Here is a 17,175-nt window from a genome sequence, read left to right as displayed (position 1 = left end):
TGTCCCGCCCGCTCCCGGCCCATGTCGGTCCAGCCCTCGGAGGATCAGTTGTCCGTCTCGCTCGCCAAGGGACAGTCGGTCTCGCTCAGCACGGCTGACGGCCGCACCATGACGCCGGTGCGGATCGCGCTGGGATGGGACGCGGTCCGGCAGGGCCTCTTCGGTGGGTTCCGCGGCGCTCACGTCGACATGGACGCCTCCGCGATCCTCTACGACGCCTCTGGTTCCCACGTCGACCAAGCCTGGTTCCGGCAGCTCAAGTCGAGGGAGGGTGCCGTGATCCACTCAGGCGACAACCGCACCGGCACCGGGGACGGCGACAACGAGTCGATCATCGTCCACCTCGATCGGGTGCCGCCCACGGTCGCGCAGATCGTGTTCACGATCAACTCCTTCACCGGGCAGAGCTTCGCCCAGATCCAGAACGCGTTCTGTCGCGTCGTGGAGGTGGACACTCGCACCGAGATCGCCCGCTTCGACCTGAGCACGACCGGGCCGCACACTGCCGAGATCATGGCCAAGCTCAGCCGCTCCGAGGGCGGCTGGACGATGACCGCGCTGGGCGAGATCGGCAACGGACGTACGTTCCAGGACCTGCTGCCGTCGATCGCGCCGACACTCTAGGACGCCGCTAGCGCTTCAGCTTCTTGACCTCGTCCTTGGCTTCCTGCTGGGCGATGGCCTCCGCCTGGTCCTCCTCGCCGAAGACACCCTCGACCCTGGCCTTCTCGACCTTCTTGAACTGTCGCAGCATGCTCCACGCGATCACCGCGACAGCGACGCACAGCGCGATGAAGACGCCGAAGGCCGTCCAGCCGGCCACCACGTCCTCGTCCTGCGGCGGAGTGGGCTCGGGGACGGGCTGGGAGGTGTGCAGGGTCTGCGTCATCGGGAGGCCGGACATACCTACATTGTCTCACTTCACCCTGAGAATGACTCAGACGGTGACGACCTTGCCGAAGCTGATCTCACGGCCGACAGCGGCCTTGCCCTCGTCGTCGGCGGTGGCCAGCTCGAGGCCGGCGAACAGGTCGGTCTCCTCGCGCTTGGAGGCCTCGGGCACCGGTACGTAGGAGGTCACCAGCTCGAAGTCCTCGGTCGGCCAGGCCTCCTTCTCGATCTCCCGGGGCACCGCGAACCAGGGGCCGTCGGGGTCGATCTGAGTGGCGTGCGCGAGCAGTGCCTGGTCGCGGACACCGAAGTACTCACCACATTCGACCTTCGTCGTCACCCGCTCGTCCCAGCTGGGGTCACGCTTCCAGGTCTCGAGGCGCTCCTCGTACGGAGAGGTGAGGCCGTGACGCTTGATCGCCTCGTGCAGCGCGATCATGCGCGGGTAGTTGAAGGTGTGGCTGTAGTAGAGCTTCAGCGGCTGCCACGGCTCCCCCGCGTCCGGGAACCGGTCGGGGTCCCCGGCGGCCGCGAACGCCGCCACGGAGACCCGGTGGCACTGGATGTGGTCGGGGTGCGGGTAGCCGCCGTTCTCGTCGTACGTCGTCACCACGTGCGGCCGGAAGGCGCGAATGAGCTCCACGAGCCGGCGCGTGCTCACCTCGAGCGGCACCCGGCCGAAGCAGCCCTCGGGGAGCAGCGACCAGTCCTTCGCGTCCATCTCTTCGACCAGCATGAACTCCTCGACCCAACCCGAGTCGACGAAGCCGAGCCAGTCCTGCTTGATGCCGAGGATGTCGCGGGCGCGGTGCATCTCCTCACGGCGGATCTCGTGGATGTTCTCCAGGATGCCGGGGCGCTCCATCTTCGGGTTGAGGATGTCGCCTCGCTCTCCACCCGTACACGTCGCGACGTGTACGTCGACGCCCTCGGCGACATACTTCGCGGTGATCCCCGCGCCCTTGCTCGACTCGTCGTCGGGGTGCGCGTGCACGTGCATCAGGCGGAACGCCTGCTGGAGCAGATCTGGCATGGGTTCAATCCTAACCACGCTCCGTCTCACGGTTCGGTTACCCGCTCCCACTCCGCGGACAACTTTGGTGGTAGGCAGTCGGGGACGGATGTGCGGTAGTCACCAGGTGGATGGGACCATGAACCCCGTGAGCACGCCGTCATCTGCTGAAGCGGAGCCCGAACCCGTGAGTTCAGAAGAGTCCCGCATCGCGGCCCGCTACGGCCGGGGCCCGAGCCGTCGCCCGGGCGTACTCATCGTCACGCTTGCCATCGCCGTGGTCGCGATCGTCGGCTGGTTCGGCTGGGCGCTGTGGGCGGCCCTCCACCCCGAGGTCTCCTCCGGGCTGGAGAAGTGGGAAGCGATCAGCGAGAACGAGGTCGAGGTCACCTTCGTCGTACGCCTCCACGACAAGGACGCGACCCCGGTCTGCTCCGTCGAGGCCGAGGACGACCAGGAGGAGAAGGTCGGCCGCCTCGAGTTCACCGCCGGCGAAGGACGCCAGACGATCACCATCCCGACCGAGCGTCGCGCGCTCCGGGTCGAGTGGGGCGACTGCAGGGTCGAGTGACCGTACTTCTCAGGTGTTTCCTGCACTTCTCTGGCAGTGCAACGCCAGAGAAGTGCAGTGATACCCGGTTAACCGGGTATCACTGCACGAGCATCACTGCCCGGTGAAGACCTCGGTCTTCAGGATCTCGACCTTGAGCGGCCCGCGGGGACCCTCGTAGGTGACCGTGTCGCCGACGCTCGCGCCGATGAGAGCGGCGCCGATCGGCGAGGCGGCCGAAGAGATCTCGAGGCCGCCTGCGTAGTCCTTCATCTCGATCGAGGCGATGAGGCGGGTCTCGGCCTCGTCGTCGTCATCGCCCTCGAACTTGAAGGTGACCAGCTTGCCGACCGAGACGACGCCGTCGTCCTCGGGAACCGTGGTGTCCGCCTTGCGCAGCAGCGCTTCGAGCTGCTGGATCAGGCCCTCGAGCTTGCCCTGCTCCTCGCGGGCGGCGTGGTAGCCGCCGTTCTCCTTGAGGTCACCCTCGTCACGGGCAGAGCTGATCTCGGCGAGGATCTCCTGGCGCCGGGGACCCTTCAGGTATTCCAACTCCGCGGTCAGCTTCTCGAACGCGCCCTTGCTCAGCCAGATCGTGGCAGAGGTGGTCTCGGTCGACTGCGTCATGGGTTGCTCCTGATGGGTAGTGAATATAAGTAAGGGGCGCCGGTCATCTCGATCACCGGCGCCTTGTCTCCCTGCTGTGGGCATACTTCACCCAGCCGAACGTCCTGCGGGAGATGGTCAGAACTTTCAGTTTAACAAGGCAACCACACCTCGGAACAGTCCGCGACCGAAACGGTGCTCATTCCAGGACCGTTCCCCGGCACATCACGGACTCGTCGCCGGATAACCCTTCTTCCTCAGTTGCTCGAGCACCCGCTCGGCATGGGTCTGGCCCCGGCTCTCGAGCTGGAGCTGCACTCCCACCTCGGCGAGTCGCAGCCCGGGCGTGGTGCGCGAGTGCACGACCTCCATGACGTTGGCGCCGGTGTCGCCGATCACCGAGAGCAACGTGGCCAGGGCTCCCGGCTGGTCGGGGATCTTCACCGCGACCGGCAGGTAACGACCGGCCAGCGTCATGCCGTGCTGGATCACCTTGCCGAGCAGCAGCGGGTCGATGTTGCCTCCGGAGAGCACCACCACGACAGGACCCTCGAAGGTCTCGGGCGCATCCATCAAGGCGGCCACACCGACCGCGCCGGCGGGCTCGACCACCTGCTTGGCACGCTCCACGAGCGACAGCAGCGCGCCGGAGATCGACTCCTCCGAGACCGTGCGGATCTCGTCGACGTAGGACTGGATCATCGGGAAGTTGGTCTCCCCGGGAAGGCCGACCGCGATGCCGTCTGCCATCGTCGGCATCTTGTCGAGCCGGATCGGACGGCCCTCGCGCAGCGAGACCGGATAGGCGGCGGCCGTCTCCGCCTGCACGCCGATCACCTTCACGTCGGGGTGCTTCGTCTTGATCGCGAGCGCAGCCCCGGCGAGCAGACCGCCACCGCCGAGCGGGATCACGACCGTCTTCACATCGGGCGTCTGCTCGAGGATCTCGAGGCCGATCGTGCCTTGGCCGGCGACGACGTCGGGGTGATCGAAGGGATGGATCATGACGGCACCGGTGCGCTCGGCGAAGGCGATCGCGGCCTCGAGGCACTGGTCGACGTACTGCCCCTCGAAGATCACCTCCGCGCCGTACGCGCGCGTGGCCTTCTCCTTCGGGATCGGCGCGCCCTCGGGCATGAAGACGGTGGACGGGATCCCGAGGGTCGTCGCCGCCAGCGCGACGCCCTGGGCGTGGTTGCCCGCGCTGGCGGCGACCACCCCGTTCTTCCGCTGCTCCTCGGAGAGCCGGGCGATGCGTACGAACGCTCCACGGGCCTTGAAGGAGCCGGTACGTTGCAGGTTCTCGCACTTGAGGATGACGGTGTCACCGACCAGGTCGGTGAGCCAGCGGGCTCCCTGGACAGGGGTCTCGGTGATGTGGTCACGCAGCAGCTCGCGAGCCTCGACGATGTCGTCGTAGGACGGCTGACCATGCATCTCAGACACTGCCTGCTCCTGGGCTGGAAGGGGGTGGGGAGGTCGGGCCGTTGACCGGCGGCGGAGGCGGTTGTGGCCCTGTCGTCGCCGCGGCCGCGGCCGGCGCGGCTGTCAGATGGTTGACCACGGCGTTGAGGGCGGCCACCAGCGGCACGGCCACGAGCGCACCGGCCACCCCACCGAGCACGATGCCGGTGGCGACGGCGAGGATGACGCCCAGCGGGTGGACCCGGACCCAGCGACCGAGCAGGAACGGCTGCAGGCCGTGGGCCTCGAGCTGCTGGACGAGCAGTACGCCTCCGAGCATCAGCAGCGCGGTCACCGGGCCCTGAGACACGAGCGCGACGAGGACGGCAACCGCGCCGGCGACGGTGGCGCCGATCAGCGGAACGAACGAGCTCAGGAAGACCAGCACACCGATCGCCGCCACGAACGGCACCTGCAGCGCTGCGGCGATGATCATGATGCCGACGGCGTCGACCGCGGCCACGATGACCGTGGCCCGGGTGAACTGGGTCAGCGATGCCCATGCGACCCGGCCGGAGCTGTCCATCCGGCTGCGCGCGGCGCGCGGGGCGAGCCGGACCAGCCAGCCCCAGATCCGCTCGCCCTCGGCACAGAAGAAGTAGGTGGAGAAGAGCACGATGAAGAGACCGGCGAAGACGTCGAGGGCGACCCCGCCGACCTCGCTGACGCGGGAGAACGGGTTGGCGGCGTACGCCGCCGCCCAGTCCTCAAGGGTGGTCTGCACCGTGTTGAGCCAGGTGTCGATCTGGGTCTCGCTCGCGTGGAACGGACCGTTGATCAGCCAGTCGCGGATCTCGTCGAGCGCCTTGACGGTCTGCCCGGCCAGATCGCTGAACCCGTTGGCGACCTGGGTGCCGGCGAAGCTGAGCATGGCGACGACCCCTGCGAGCACGCCGATGACGACGAAGAGCGCCGAGATGCTCCGTTTCATGCCTATCCGGGCCAGGCCGATGACCACCGGGGAGACGAGCGCGGCGATCAGCAGCGCGATGACCAACGGGACGACGACGATGCTGAGGAAGCCGAGAGCCCGGACGATGAGATAGCCGGCAGCGACGATGACCAGGAACCGCCAGGCCCACTGCGCGGAGAGCTCGACACCGTAGGGGACGTCGGTGCGGCTGACCGCCTTGGGCGGCGTCACCGGCTCGGGCGCGGCCAGCTGCTCCTGGCGTTCCTCGCGCAGGCGCTCGAACTGGTTGACCAGGCGCAGCGCGAAGTTCTCGGCCGACTCACGAGCCTCTGCGGCGGCCTCTTTGGCCACCTCGGCCGACTCGCGCGCGTCGGCCTCGTCCTGAGCCATCCGCCGCGCCTTGCGGTGGGCGTCGCGCGTTTCACGGTTGCGCTTGAACGCGCCGGTCATCCGCCCGAAGCTGTCCTTCGCGGTCGACTTCTCGTCGCCGGGTGCATCCCCCTGATCTGTCACCTGACAGAGGCTACCGGGAGGGTGTGAGATGGGTCGCAAGGCGCCGTGCAGCTGCGGGGTGCGACCTGGCGAGCAGGCCCACCGCGGCGAGCACGTAGTCGCTGTCGACCGCCCGCAGCGGTGCGTCCGCGCTTCGCGCGGGTACTCCCTCGCTCGGCGCAAGCGGACGAGCAAGCTCGCCGCTCGGCCTCGCTCCGGTCATCTCCGGAAGTTGCCACCCGCCCCGCGCTGACCAGCGCATCACCCGCTCCTCGATGCGCGGACGCCCATGCCGGAGTACGCCGCCGGAGCCGATCACCACACCGACCCGACGCAGGTCCGTGCCGGTGCGCTCGATGACCTTGCCGCTCGGCGACAGGACGACGCGGGAGCGGCCCGCGTGCCGCTGCAGGGCCGTGGTGATCGCGATCCTGGCCAGGAGCTCGTCGATGTCCTTGTCCTGCTCGGTGCGCGGCAGCCAGCCGGGGTGGTTGCGACGATGCTCGACCTCGCCGGTGAGATCCGACTCGGCGAGACTCGGATCCGAGTGGTCCGCCGCCTCGAGGGTCGTGATGGCCGACCAGCGCATGCCCAGGTCGCCCTCGACCGTCCGGGTCACCGGAGTGACCGCGACGACCTCCTCGCGCACGTGCTCTGCCTCGGGGTCCGGGCGGACCACGCTGTGCACGTCGGTGGTGGCGCCGCCGACGTCCACGACGACGACGTCCTCGCCGAGCACCTCGGCCAGCGTCTCGACACCCTGGAGCACGACATCGGGGGTCGCGCCCTGGACGATCCGCCGGAAGTCGCCACGGCCGCTGAGGTTCTTGCCGCCGATCACGTGCTCGAGAAACATCTCGCGGACTGCGGCACGGGCGCTCTCGGGTGCCAGCACGCCGATCTTGGGAACGACGTTGTCGCAGTTCACGTGTGGGATCTCGGCCAGGATCTCGTCGATCTCCTGGGTCGCGTCGCGGTTGCCTGCGACGACCACCGGACCACGCCAACCGGAGGCGGCCAGCTCGCGTGCGGCGAAGACGATCGCGTCCCGGTTGCCTCCGTCGGTGCCTCCGGTCAGCAGCACCAGGTCGGGAGTCGTGAGGTCGAGCGTGGCCCCCAGGTCACTGCCGCTTTCACGACCTGCGGTCGCGATCACCGCGACGACCTTGCCGCCGCTGGACAGCGCGACGCGCCGCCCGGCCTCGGCGGTCACCAGCTCCTCGTTGCCGACGACGGCGATCCGCAGCCCGCCGCCCGCGGACGAACAGGCCAGGATCTCGGCGTCGACCGCCCGGGAGTCTGTCTCGGTGAGTGCAGCCAGGCAGGCGTCGTACGCCTCCATCACCTCGTGCAGCGACGTCGGTGCGCTCGCGCTGCCGAGGACCTCGCCGGAGGAGAGGTCGACATGAAGGGCCTTGGTCCAGGTGGAGCCGAAGTCGACGCAGACCGCTGTCTGGGGCGCGTCAGCCCTGGTCAAGGGCCTGCTCGAGGTCGGCGACCAGGTCCTCGGCGTACTCGATCCCGACGGAGAGCCGCACCAGGTCGGCCGGCACCTCCAGGTCGGTGCCGGCGACCGACGCGTGGGTCATTCGGCCCGGGTGCTCGATGAGGCTCTCGACACCGCCGAGCGACTCGCCCAACGTGAAGATCTTGGTGCGCTCGCACACCGCCAGTGCGGCCGCCTCGCCGTCGGTCACACGGAAGGAGACCATGCCACCGAACCGCTTCATCTGCTTCTGAGCGGTCGTGTGGCCGGGGTGAGTCTCCAGGCCCGGGTAGATGACCTCGCCGACCTTCGGGTGCGAGGTCAGGAAGTCGGCGACCCGCTCGGCGTTGTCGCAATGCCGCTCCATGCGTACGGCCAGGGTCTTGAGGCCGCGCAGCGTCAGCCACGCGCCGAAGGGGTCGGCGATCGCGCCGGCGGCGTTCTGGAGGTAGCCGACCTTCTCGGCGATCCCGTGGTCACGGACCACCACGGCCCCGCCGACCACGTCGGAGTGGCCACCGACGTACTTCGTCGTGGAGTGCACCACCGCGTCGGCGCCGAGCGTGAGCGGCTGCTGCAGGTAGGGGCTGGCGAAGGTGTTGTCGACCACCAGCAGCGCGCCTGCCTCGTGGGCGACGCCGGCCAGCGCGGAGATGTCGGCGATGTTGAGCAGCGGGTTGGTCGGCGTCTCGACCCAGACCAGCTTGGTCTTGCCCGGCTGGATCGCGGCCGCGACCGCGTCGACGTCGGCGACCTGCGCGGACGTGTGCGCGATCCCCCACTGGCTCTCGACCTTGTCGATCAGCCGGTGGGTGCCGCCATAGGCGTCGTCGGGGATGACCATGTGGTCACCGGGTCGCATCAGGCTGCGGATCAGGGTGTCCTCCGCGGCCAGACCGGAGGCGAAGGCGAAGCCCTTCTCCCCCTCCTCGACCGCGGCGAGAGCGCCTTCCAGCGCGGTGCGGGTCGGGTTGGCAGAGCGGCTGTACTCATAGCCGTTGCGCAGGCCGCCGACGCCGTCCTGCTTGTAGGTCGTGGTGGCGTAGATCGGCGGGATCACCGCACCCGTCGTCGGGTCGGGCTCATAGCCCGCGTGGATCGCCTTGGTCTCGAAACCGGCCTTGCCGAGATGCTGCTGCTCGCTCACACAGCGAGCCTACGTCCGATGCTGTGTTCCATACCACCGGGCCCTCGGGCCATCCGGGAACGTTCGCGCATCGAACTGTGTTGGAGACTGATAGCAACCCTGACTTCTGGAGGTCACTCATGTTCGGTCGCCCAACTCAGCTCCTCTCCGAGGACCGTACGCTCACCGGGCGCGACCAGGCGCTCTTCGACCTGCCCGCGAAGCACCGGGTCCTGGGGACTCCGCTGCTCGCCTCCCCCGAGGACGGGACCGCACCCGAGGGGACCGAGGTGGCGTACTTCGGGCTCGGCTGTTTCTGGGGCGCCGAGGAGATCTTCTGGCAGACGCCGGGGGTCTACACGACCGCGGTCGGCTATCAGGGCGGCACCACGGCCAACCCGACGTACGACGAGGTCTGCAGCGGGCAGACCAACCACACCGAGGCGGTCCGGGTCGTCTTCGACCCCGCGGTGGTGTCCTATGGGGAGCTCGTCAAGAAGTTCTTCGAGGTGCACGACCCGACGCAGGGGATGCGGCAGGGCAACGACGTCGGTACGCAGTACCGCTCGGCGCTCTACCACGTCTCCGACTCGCAGCGGGAGACCGCCGAGGAGCTGACAAAGGTCTACGGCGACGAGATCGCGAAGCGTGGCTACGGCGAGATCACCACCGAGATCCGTGAGGTCCCGACCTTCTACGCCGCCGAGCCCGAGCACCAGCAGTATCTGGACCGCGTGCCCAACGGCTACCGCTGCCACGCGAACACGGGCATCCCCTTCCCGGCCTGATCCCGGTCCGCCGGCCTCAGGTCAGCGGCAGATACATCACGTGCAGCCCGACCCGGCCGTGCGACTTCGAGTCGAACGCGTCCGGGACGGTGCCGATGATCTGGAACCCGAGCGACTGCCACAGGCGTACGGCGGTGGTGTTCGTCTCCACGACGGCGTTGAACTGGATGCCGTGGAAGCCCTGCTCGCGGTGCCAGCTCACGCAGTAGTCACCGAGGGCGCGGCCGATGCCCTTGCCGCGAGCCGCCGAGGAGACCATGAACGAGGCGGTGCCGATGTGGCGGCCGCGGCCAGGGCGGTTGGGGCCCATCTTGGCGCTGCCCAGGATGCGCTCGTTCTCGGCCTCACCCTCGACCGCGACGACCACGTGGTCATACATCCACATCTCGCTGGACTCCTCGGACGTGAGGTCCCCGGGGTAGGCGTAGGTCTCCCCTGCCTCGACGATCTCTGACCAGAACGGGTAGATCTGCGGCCAGTCCTCGGCCGTCGCCTCACGGATCTGGATCACAGGTCGGTAGCCCCGTCGATGGCCTCGCGCATGAGGTCGGCGTGACCGCAGTGCCGGGCGTACTCCTCGATCATGTGGACCAGGATCCAGCGCATGCTGATCGACTGGCCGTCACGGGTGCGGCCGACCGCGATCTGGTCGAGAGACCCGGCAGCGTCGGTGAGCTCGTTGGAGCGAGCGATCGCCTCGCGCAGCAGCGCGCGGAGCGCCTCGGGGGCGTCGGCCTTGGCGCTGCTGAAGTCCCAGTCCGCATCCTCGTCCCACGGCGCGGTGTCGAACGGAGGGGCCTGGTCGGCACCGGCCAGACGTACGCCGAACCAGACGTCCTCGACGTGTGCCATGTGCTTCAGGATCCCCGCCAGCGTCATGGTGCTGGGCGGGAGGGAGCGGTTGAGCTGCTCGTGGTCGAGGCCTGCCACCTGCCGGAGCAGGGTCGCCCGGTGGAAGTCGAGGAACGTACGCAGGGTCGTGGTCTCGTCCGCGACGTAAGGGGCACCGGTCGGATGTCGGGTGTCCTCGAAGAGTGGCTCGGTCATGGGCGCCAACGTAGCGGTGGCGAGTTTCCTCGGCGAATCACTTTCGCGAAACTGAAACGCGTTCTAGATTTGGCCTCATGCCCCACACACCTGGAAGTCCGCGGAGTCCCGAGAAACCGCTCAAAGTCGTCGTCTGGTCCACCGGGACGGTGGGACGTCATGCCATCGCGGGAGTCGATGCGCATCCGGACCTGGAGCTGGTCGGCGTCTGGACGTCGACCCCGGAGAAGGCCGGAAAGGACGCCGGGGAGCTCGCCGGGCTCGGGCGTACGCTCGGGGTGGCGGCGACCACGTCGCGCGATGAGCTGCTGGCCCTCGAGCCGGACTGTGTGGTCCACGCGGCGATGACCGACGACCGGGTGTTCGAGGCGATCGAGGATCTGACCGGGCTGATCCGGGACGGGGTCAACGTCGTCTCCTCCGGGCCGGTGCTCCTGGTCCACCCACAGGGGACGCTGCCGGACGAGATGATCGAGGGCATCCATGCCGCCGGTCGGGAGGGTAATGCGTCGCTGCACGTCAACGGCATCGACCCGGGCTTCGCGAACGACGTCCTGCCGCTGGCGGTGACGTCGCTGTCGCAGCGGATCGACCACGTTCGCGTCAGCGAGATCGCCGACTACTCGACGTACTTCCAGCCAGTCGTGATGAAGGACCTCTTCGGTTTCGGGGGCTCGCTCGAGGACAAGCCGTTCCTGTGGGAGCCCGGGGTGCTGAGCACCGCGTGGGGCCCCGTCGTCCGAGTGCTCGCCGCCGGTCTCGGGGTGACACTCGACGAGCCGCTCGTCGAGCACGTCGAGCGGAGGCCGGCAACCAAGGACACCAAGACCGTGTCGGTGGACATCGCGGCGGGCACCCAGGGCTCGGTACGTTTCACCGTCACCGGCACCGTCGACGGCACCCCTCGCATCACCCTCGAGCACGTCACCCGGACCGACGCGACCTCCGACCCCGACTGGCCGGTCCCGGCGACGGGCGACGGCTGCTACCGCATCGAGGTCACCGGCGAGCCGTCGATGACCGTCGAGTTCAGCCACCACGGCGAGCACGGCGACCACAACGTCTCCGGGATGATCGTCACCGCCCAGCGCCTGGTCAACGCGATCCCCGCCGTCGTGGCCGCCTCCCCCGGCCTCGTCTCCCCTCTCGACCTCCCGCTGATCACCGGCCGCGGCCTGGTCACCGGAACCAACTGAAGCCGAGGCGTCACCTACGTCGGCCGAAGCGTCACCGCGGTGCCCACTCGGCCGACGCGAGTGACTTCTCGGCCGACGCGAGTGACTTCTCGGCCGACGCTAGTGACTTCTCGGCATGAAAGGACATCAGATGAGTATTCTTGATCGATTCAGGCTGACGGGCCATGTGGCCGTCGTGACCGGGGCGGGGCGCGGGATCGGGGCAGCGACGGCCGTCGCGCTGGCCGAGGCCGGGGCGGATGTGGTGATCGCGTCGCGGACCGAGAAGCAGCTGCGGGAGGTCGCGGAGAAGGTCGAGGCGGTGGGACGGCGGGCGCTGGTGGTGCCGGCAGACCTGGCGGACACAGCCGCGACAGCGGGGCTGGCCGCGGCGGCGTACGAGGAGTTCGGGCGCCTCGACATCGTGGTCAACAACGTCGGCGGGACGATCCCGAACACGTTCCTCGACACCGACGAGGGCTACCTCGAGGAGGCTTTCCACTTCAACGTGACCACGGCGCACGCGCTGACCCGGGCCGCGGTGCCCTACATGGTGAAGAGCCCGGACGGGCAGCAGTCGGTGGTGTCGATCAGCTCGATGATGGGACGTACGTCGGGGCGGGGCTATCTCGCCTATGGCACCGCGAAGGCGGCGCTGGCGCACTGGACCAGGCTGGCCGCCACCGACCTCGCGCCACGGATCCGGGTCAACGGGATCTTCGTCGGGTCGGTGCGGACCAGCGCTCTCGAGTTCGTGGCCGGCGACGACAGCATGCGCGGCGAGATCGAGTCGAAGACCCCGCTCGGACGCATCGGCGAGGCCGAGGACATCGCCGCCGGGGTGGTCTACCTGACCTCCCGAGCCGGCCAGTTCGTCACCGGGAAGCTGCTCGAGGTCGACGGCGGCACCGAGACGCCGACGCTCGACCTCAAGCTCCCCGATGTCGGCCCCTGATCGTCAGCCGGCTAGACCGTGACGTCCTTGTGCCAGGACTCGGTGACGTAGTCGGTCACCCAGCCCATCGACTTGTAGAGCCCGTCGGCGCCGGTGGGGCTGTCGGCGTCGACCTCGAGCGAGACCCGGTCGCGCCCACGCTCGATCGCGTCGCCGATGACGGTGTAGAGCAGGCCCTTGGCCACCCCGCGGCCGCGGGCGAGGCGGTTGACGCCGATGTACTCGACATAGGTCCCCTCGACCCCCGCCGCGTTGGCGGGGAGGACCGAGGCGACCAGCGACCCGGCCGGCAGCCAGGCACCATCCTCCGTCCCGGCCTCGGGGTCGGCGACGTACGCCAGCCACCAGTGGTCCCAGCGATGACCCGGGTCCTCGCGCAGCCGCTGCACGAACTCCGGAAAGCTCTCCCGGTAGGAGTTGAAGTGGTCCTGGAAGGACTCCTCGAGGGTCTGGTGGACGGTCTGCAGATCGGCCGCCACCGGCATGCCGTTCTCGTGGGTCTCCACCGGACGGATGGCGACCCCCTCACGCAGATCGGGCACCTTCTCGTCGGGAAGCACCGGCCGGCTCATGTGCAACCAGGTGCGGCGGTTGGTGAATCCCGCGGCCGCCAGCCACTCCCGCTGCACGGTGTCGTCGGCGAACGGGCTCGCGTCGAGGTGGGACTCGGCGATGCCGCGCAGCACGGCCATCGACCGGGCCTGCTCGGCGAGCCAGGCATAGAGCCCGGCCGCCACCTCCGCGGCCTGGGCGATGGTGCGGTCGACGTAGAGGTAGACGAGCGTGCGCCCCGCGGCGCGGTCGTGGGCGATGGCCCAGGCACGTACGTGACCGTCCGGATCGATCGCCACGCTCTGCTGGCGGGTCCAAGAGGCAGGTCCGGCGATCTCGCCGGCGATGGCGTCGGCGTCGACCTTTCCGGAACCCTCGAACGGTGTCTTGTCGACCGCTCGAAGCCTCAGGAGTGCGGGGAGATCATCGAGGTCAGGGACCTTGGCCGTCCATCCGGTAGGGAGTTCCACGGGCGTCTCGCTATGGTCGCTCACCCGGCCATTCTCCCAAACGTCAGCGGACGTCGGCCCACTGGTCCTCGCCCGGGACCAGCACAGACGCGCCGGCAGTGACCTCGGCGAGGAGCGTCTCGATGCGTTTCTCCTCCGCAGGAGGGGCTCCGATCCGCAGCGTCACGGCCGCGTCATAGGAGGTCTCGAGGACCGACACCCCCGCCGATCGCAGGTCTGTCTCGAGACGGCCGGCGGCGTCGTACGCGACCTCGATCCGATACTCCCGGACCAGCTCTCGCCTCAGCGTGCCGACCTCGTCGAGCGCGGTGCGGACGGCGTCTGAGTAGGCCCGGACGAGGCCGCCCGCGCCGAGCAGTGTCCCGCCGAACCAGCGGGTGACCACAGCGACCGTGTCCGAGACGCCCGCACCGCGGAGCACCTCGAGCATCGGCGCCCCCGCGGTGCCGGCCGGCTCGCCGTCGTCGTTGGACCGCTCGACCGGCTGTGGCGGTGGGCCGATCCTGACGGCCGAGCAGGTGTGGCGGGCATCCCAGTGCTGCTTGCGCAGCCGCTCGACAACTACCCGCGCCTCCGCCTCGTCCTCGACCCGGGCGAGCGTGCACAGGAAGCGGGATCGCTTCTCCTCGATCTCGGCGGCGCCGTCGCGGCCGATGGTCAGGTAGTGCATCTCACGCTCAGAGCCCATGTCACCACAGTCCCAGCACGCTGCCGCCGATGCGGATGATGAACCCGGCGACCACGACGATGAAGAAGACTCGGACGAACCCGGCCCCCTTCGCCACCGCGGTCCGCGCCCCGAGGTAGCCGCCGATCAGGTTGCACACCCCCATCACCAGGCCGGTCTTCCAAAGCACCGCACCCTGCGGGATGAAGACCATCAGCGCCGCGAGGTTGGTGGCGACGTTGGCCATCTTCGCCTTCGCGCTCGCCTCGAGGAAGGAGTAGCCGAGGAGGCCGACGAGCCCGATCACCAGGAAGCTCCCGGTCCCCGGACCTAACGCGCCGTCGTAGAAGCCGACCGCGAACCCGACCAGCATCGCGCCGATCACGTGCCGGTGGTCGTCGTACTTCAAGGCCGTCATCTCGCCCAGGGACGGCTTGAAGAGCACCCAGGCGCCGACCAGGATCAGCGCGATCAGGACGATGGGCTCGAAGACCGTCTCGGGAAGGTACGAGGCCACCCCTGCCCCCAGAGCGGAGCCGACGAAAGCGAGGATCATGAGCGGGATGAAGGTCTTCGGGTCCGGCCCCACCCGCCGGTAGTAGGTCGCCGCGCTGATCGAGGTGCCGAAGATCGAGGCCAGCTTGTTGGTCGCCAGGATCTGCACCGGCGCGGCGCCGGGGAGGAACAGCAGCAGCGCCGGGAGCTGGATCAGCCCACCCCCGCCGACCACCGCGTCCACGTACCCGGCGGCCAGCGCCGCGAGAGCGAGAAGGGCGAGTACGTTCAGGGTCTCCTCTGGCACGAACGCAGGCTACGCGGCCCGCTGCTCACCGAGCCAACCGGTTCAGCCGGCCCACCAGCCGCGGCCGCCGAAGGCACCACCGGTAGGACCGCCGTATGAGTTCGACGTACGCCGCGCCGTCCGGTCGCCGAGATAGGAGCCGACCACTGCGGCGCCGAGGTCGTCCAGCTCGGGCGCGACGACGCGCCCCTCGACGCGCCGGGCCATGGAGTCGATGAACCGAGCCAGGCCGGGGTCGTCGCCGAGGCGGAAGAAGGTCGTCTGGGCGCCGAGGCGGCGCGAGTTCTCCAGCTCCTCGACGGACCTCGCGATCGTGACCGGGTGGGGCGGGTAGGAGAACCAGACCTCGCCGCCCGGCTCCAGGTGAGCGGTGGGTTCTCCGTCGGTCACGATCAGGAGGACCGGCTGGGCGCCCGGATGCTTGCGGAAGTGGCGGTTGGCCAGCAGCAGCGCGTGGTGCAGGTTGGTGCCCTTGTCCCAGATGGCGTCGAGGGCGGTCAGCTTCTCGATCTCCATCGTCTGGGCATAGCGACCGAACGAGATCAGCTGCAGGTCGTCGTTGCGGAAACGGCTCTTGATCAGGGTGTGCAGCGCCAGCGCGGTGCGCTTCATCGGCACCCAACGGCCATCCATGGCCATCGAGAAGCTGGTGTCGACCAGGAGGGCGACCGCTGCCTGCGTACGGGCCTCTGTCTCCTGGACCTCGATGTCGTCGACGGTCAGCCGCACTCCGGGGCCGCGGCGGCCCTCGCCGACCTGCTGCCTGCCGGCAGCTGACTCCCTCGCTCGGCCCGGAGGCACGAGCAAGCTCGACCTCCGACCTCGCTCAGTCGTCTCCCGGATGACGGCGTTCGTGATGGTGCGGGGCACGTCCCAGGGCTCGGTGTCGCCGAAGGCCCAGGGACGCGACGAGCCGGAGAGGTCGCCCGCGGCGCCGGCGCGCTGCAGGTCGCGTTCGCCCTGGCGTCCGGAGAGCCGCTGGGCGACGTCGCGGAGCAGGGCCTTGCCGAGCTGGCGCATCGCCTTCGGCGTGAGCCGGAGGTCGCCGTCGGAGCCGCGTTCGAGCTGGCCGGAGTCGCGCAGCGCCTGCTCGAGCTCCTGCAGAGTGCGGGCGTCGACCGCGGCCTGGTCACCGAGCTGTCGGGAGAGGGCGTCGAGGTCGATGTCGTCGAGCCGCGAGCCGGCGTAGGACTGCTGGAGCTGCTCGGAGAGCTGGTCGAGCTCGGCGATGTCCTGAAGGACTCCGGTGCCGTCGCCGAGGCCGAGCCCTTCGCCGCCGCCGAACTCCTCGGAGCCTCCCCAGTCCTCCCCGGGGCGCGCGGCCTGCAGATTGGCGTCGAGCTGTGCCATCTGCTCCATCAGCGCGGGCGATCCGAAGGCCTGCTGGGAGAGCTCCATGAGCTCGCGTCGCTGCTCGGCCGACATCGAGTTGAGCATCCGCTGAGCGGCCGCCGAGCGCTGCGCGAGGGTGTCGAGCAGCTCGTCGATGTTCTGCGGGTTCTCGGGGAAGTGCTGGCCGTGCTTGGCCATGAACTCTGCGAAGTCTTCAGGGGTGTCGTCGTCGCGATTGTGCTTGTCGAGCAGCTCGTTGAGATCGCGCAGCATCTCCGCGATCGCCTCGCGGTCCTCGTCGGTGGCTCCCTCGAGGGCCTGCTTCATGCCCTTGAACCGCTGGTCGAGGAGCTCGCGGCCGAGCAGGTCCTTGATCTCCTCGTAGGCCTCGCGGGCCTCGCGTGAGGTCCAGTCGTAGGAGGAGAGCTCGCTGACCGCGGCGGCGGTGTTCGGCGAGAGGTTGTCGATCTGCATCTCCCGAAACGCGCGGTCGCCGTCGTCCATCGTGACGTCGCGGGCCAGCTGCTTGCGCTCCTCGAGGACCGCCTTGTCCAGCAGCTCGCGCACCTGCTCGAGCGTGCCGTCCAGGTTGTGGCGCTGCAGCAGCTCACGACGACGCTCGGCGACCTGCCGAGCGAGATCGTCGAGGCCGCGCTTGTCCTCTCCCCCGCGCCGCAGGAACTCCCGCATCGCCCGCTCGGGCGAGTAGCCGGACATCACGTCCTCGCCGATCGCGTCGAGCGCCTCGGCGATGTCGACCGGCGGAGCGAGCGGGTCACCCCCGGCGTACTTCTTGTAGCGGCTCATCTTCGTGCTCCTCAACGCATGTAACACGCTGTTCGTAGGT

18 protein-coding genes are annotated in these 17,175 nt (G+C 69.1%); 5 read left to right on the top strand and 13 right to left on the bottom strand.

Annotated elements, in window-relative coordinates:
• Positions 1 to 48: 48 nt before the first annotated feature.
• A complete protein-coding gene (locus BJ988_RS02150; RefSeq protein WP_179656470.1) occupies positions 49 to 624 on the top strand; it encodes a TerD family protein in 576 nt (191 codons plus the stop codon).
• A gap of 7 nt (positions 625 to 631) precedes the next feature.
• Here BJ988_RS02150 and BJ988_RS02145 read toward each other — a convergent pair whose 3' ends face one another.
• Both BJ988_RS02145 and mca read right to left on the bottom strand, forming a co-directional pair.
• On the bottom strand, positions 632 to 904 hold the full coding sequence (locus BJ988_RS02145) for a hypothetical protein (protein ID WP_179656469.1): 273 nt from the start codon (positions 902 to 904) through the stop codon (positions 632 to 634).
• Between the two features lie 33 nt (positions 905 to 937).
• Entirely contained in the window at positions 938 to 1,924 is a 987-nt protein-coding gene (mca, locus tag BJ988_RS02140; protein ID WP_179656468.1) for a mycothiol conjugate amidase Mca, read from the bottom strand.
• Between the two features lie 166 nt (positions 1,925 to 2,090).
• Here mca and BJ988_RS02135 point away from each other — a divergent pair, with 166 nt between their 5' ends.
• Positions 2,091 to 2,474, top strand: a complete 384-nt coding sequence (locus BJ988_RS02135) for a DUF4307 domain-containing protein (RefSeq protein ID WP_179656467.1) — start codon at positions 2,091 to 2,093, stop codon at positions 2,472 to 2,474.
• 93 nt (positions 2,475 to 2,567) lie between these two features.
• Here the strand turns inward: BJ988_RS02135 and greA are convergent, their stop codons facing one another.
• From greA to BJ988_RS02110, 5 genes are all read right to left on the bottom strand, one after another.
• Positions 2,568 to 3,080 (bottom strand): transcription elongation factor GreA, encoded by a 513-nt coding sequence (gene greA / locus BJ988_RS02130; RefSeq protein WP_179656466.1) that lies wholly within the window; start codon positions 3,078 to 3,080, stop codon positions 2,568 to 2,570.
• Between the two features lie 204 nt (positions 3,081 to 3,284).
• Positions 3,285 to 4,496 (bottom strand): threonine ammonia-lyase, encoded by a 1,212-nt coding sequence (ilvA, locus tag BJ988_RS02125; RefSeq protein ID WP_179661289.1) that lies wholly within the window; start codon positions 4,494 to 4,496, stop codon positions 3,285 to 3,287.
• 1 nt (position 4,497) lies between these two features.
• A complete protein-coding gene (locus BJ988_RS02120) occupies positions 4,498 to 5,949 on the bottom strand; it encodes an AI-2E family transporter (protein WP_343051415.1) in 1,452 nt (483 codons plus the stop codon).
• Positions 5,950 to 5,959: 10 nt separating this feature from the next.
• Positions 5,960 to 7,405 (bottom strand): glutamate mutase L, encoded by a 1,446-nt coding sequence (locus BJ988_RS02115; RefSeq protein WP_179656465.1) that lies wholly within the window; start codon positions 7,403 to 7,405, stop codon positions 5,960 to 5,962.
• On the bottom strand, positions 7,392 to 8,561 hold the full coding sequence (locus BJ988_RS02110) for a cystathionine gamma-synthase (protein ID WP_179656464.1): 1,170 nt from the start codon (positions 8,559 to 8,561) through the stop codon (positions 7,392 to 7,394). The genes BJ988_RS02115 and BJ988_RS02110 overlap by 14 nt, the downstream gene beginning before the upstream one ends.
• 119 nt (positions 8,562 to 8,680) lie before the next feature.
• On the opposite strand from BJ988_RS02110, the gene msrA reads away from it, so the two are divergent.
• Positions 8,681 to 9,328, top strand: a complete 648-nt coding sequence (gene msrA / locus BJ988_RS02105; RefSeq protein ID WP_179656463.1) for a peptide-methionine (S)-S-oxide reductase MsrA — start codon at positions 8,681 to 8,683, stop codon at positions 9,326 to 9,328.
• 16 nt (positions 9,329 to 9,344) lie between these two features.
• On the opposite strand, the gene BJ988_RS02100 is transcribed toward msrA, so the two are convergent.
• Both BJ988_RS02100 and BJ988_RS02095 read right to left on the bottom strand, forming a co-directional pair.
• Entirely contained in the window at positions 9,345 to 9,839 is a 495-nt protein-coding gene (locus BJ988_RS02100) for a GNAT family N-acetyltransferase (protein WP_343051413.1), read from the bottom strand.
• A complete protein-coding gene (locus BJ988_RS02095) occupies positions 9,836 to 10,375 on the bottom strand; it encodes a DinB family protein (RefSeq protein WP_179656462.1) in 540 nt (179 codons plus the stop codon). Before BJ988_RS02095 ends, BJ988_RS02100 begins: the two co-directional genes overlap by 4 nt.
• Before the next feature lie 77 nt (positions 10,376 to 10,452).
• Between BJ988_RS02095 and BJ988_RS02090 the strand changes: the two genes are divergently transcribed.
• The gene (locus BJ988_RS02090) at positions 10,453 to 11,571 is read left to right on the top strand and encodes an NAD(P)H-dependent amine dehydrogenase family protein (RefSeq protein ID WP_179656461.1); all 1,119 of its coding nucleotides are present in this window, start codon (positions 10,453 to 10,455) and stop codon (positions 11,569 to 11,571) included.
• A 130-nt stretch (positions 11,572 to 11,701) separates the two neighbouring features.
• Positions 11,702 to 12,505 carry an SDR family oxidoreductase gene (locus tag BJ988_RS02085; RefSeq protein WP_179656460.1) on the top strand — a complete coding sequence of 268 codons (804 nt, stop codon included), beginning with the start codon at positions 11,702 to 11,704 and terminating at the stop codon, positions 12,503 to 12,505.
• 11 nt (positions 12,506 to 12,516) lie between these two features.
• Here BJ988_RS02085 and BJ988_RS02080 read toward each other — a convergent pair whose 3' ends face one another.
• From BJ988_RS02080 to BJ988_RS02065, 4 genes are read right to left on the bottom strand one after another with little or no spacing between them, the layout of a single operon-like run.
• Positions 12,517 to 13,527, bottom strand: coding sequence for a GNAT family N-acetyltransferase (locus BJ988_RS02080; protein WP_343051412.1), 1,011 nt, complete (start codon positions 13,525 to 13,527; stop codon positions 12,517 to 12,519).
• Between the two features lie 43 nt (positions 13,528 to 13,570).
• Positions 13,571 to 14,215, bottom strand: coding sequence for a YigZ family protein (locus tag BJ988_RS02075; RefSeq protein ID WP_246321385.1), 645 nt, complete (start codon positions 14,213 to 14,215; stop codon positions 13,571 to 13,573).
• A gap of 1 nt (position 14,216) precedes the next feature.
• A complete protein-coding gene (locus BJ988_RS02070) occupies positions 14,217 to 14,996 on the bottom strand; it encodes a TSUP family transporter (protein WP_179656458.1) in 780 nt (259 codons plus the stop codon).
• Positions 14,997 to 15,038: 42 nt separating this feature from the next.
• Entirely contained in the window at positions 15,039 to 17,135 is a 2,097-nt protein-coding gene (locus BJ988_RS02065) for a vWA domain-containing protein (protein WP_179656457.1), read from the bottom strand.
• Positions 17,136 to 17,175: the final 40 nt, after the last annotated feature.

It is taken from the genome of Nocardioides panzhihuensis (genome assembly GCF_013408335.1).
Lineage (GTDB): Bacteria > Actinomycetota > Actinomycetes > Propionibacteriales > Nocardioidaceae > Nocardioides > Nocardioides panzhihuensis.
Note: the sequence above shows the minus strand (reverse complement) of the source record. Positions and strands in the feature narration are given on the sequence as shown.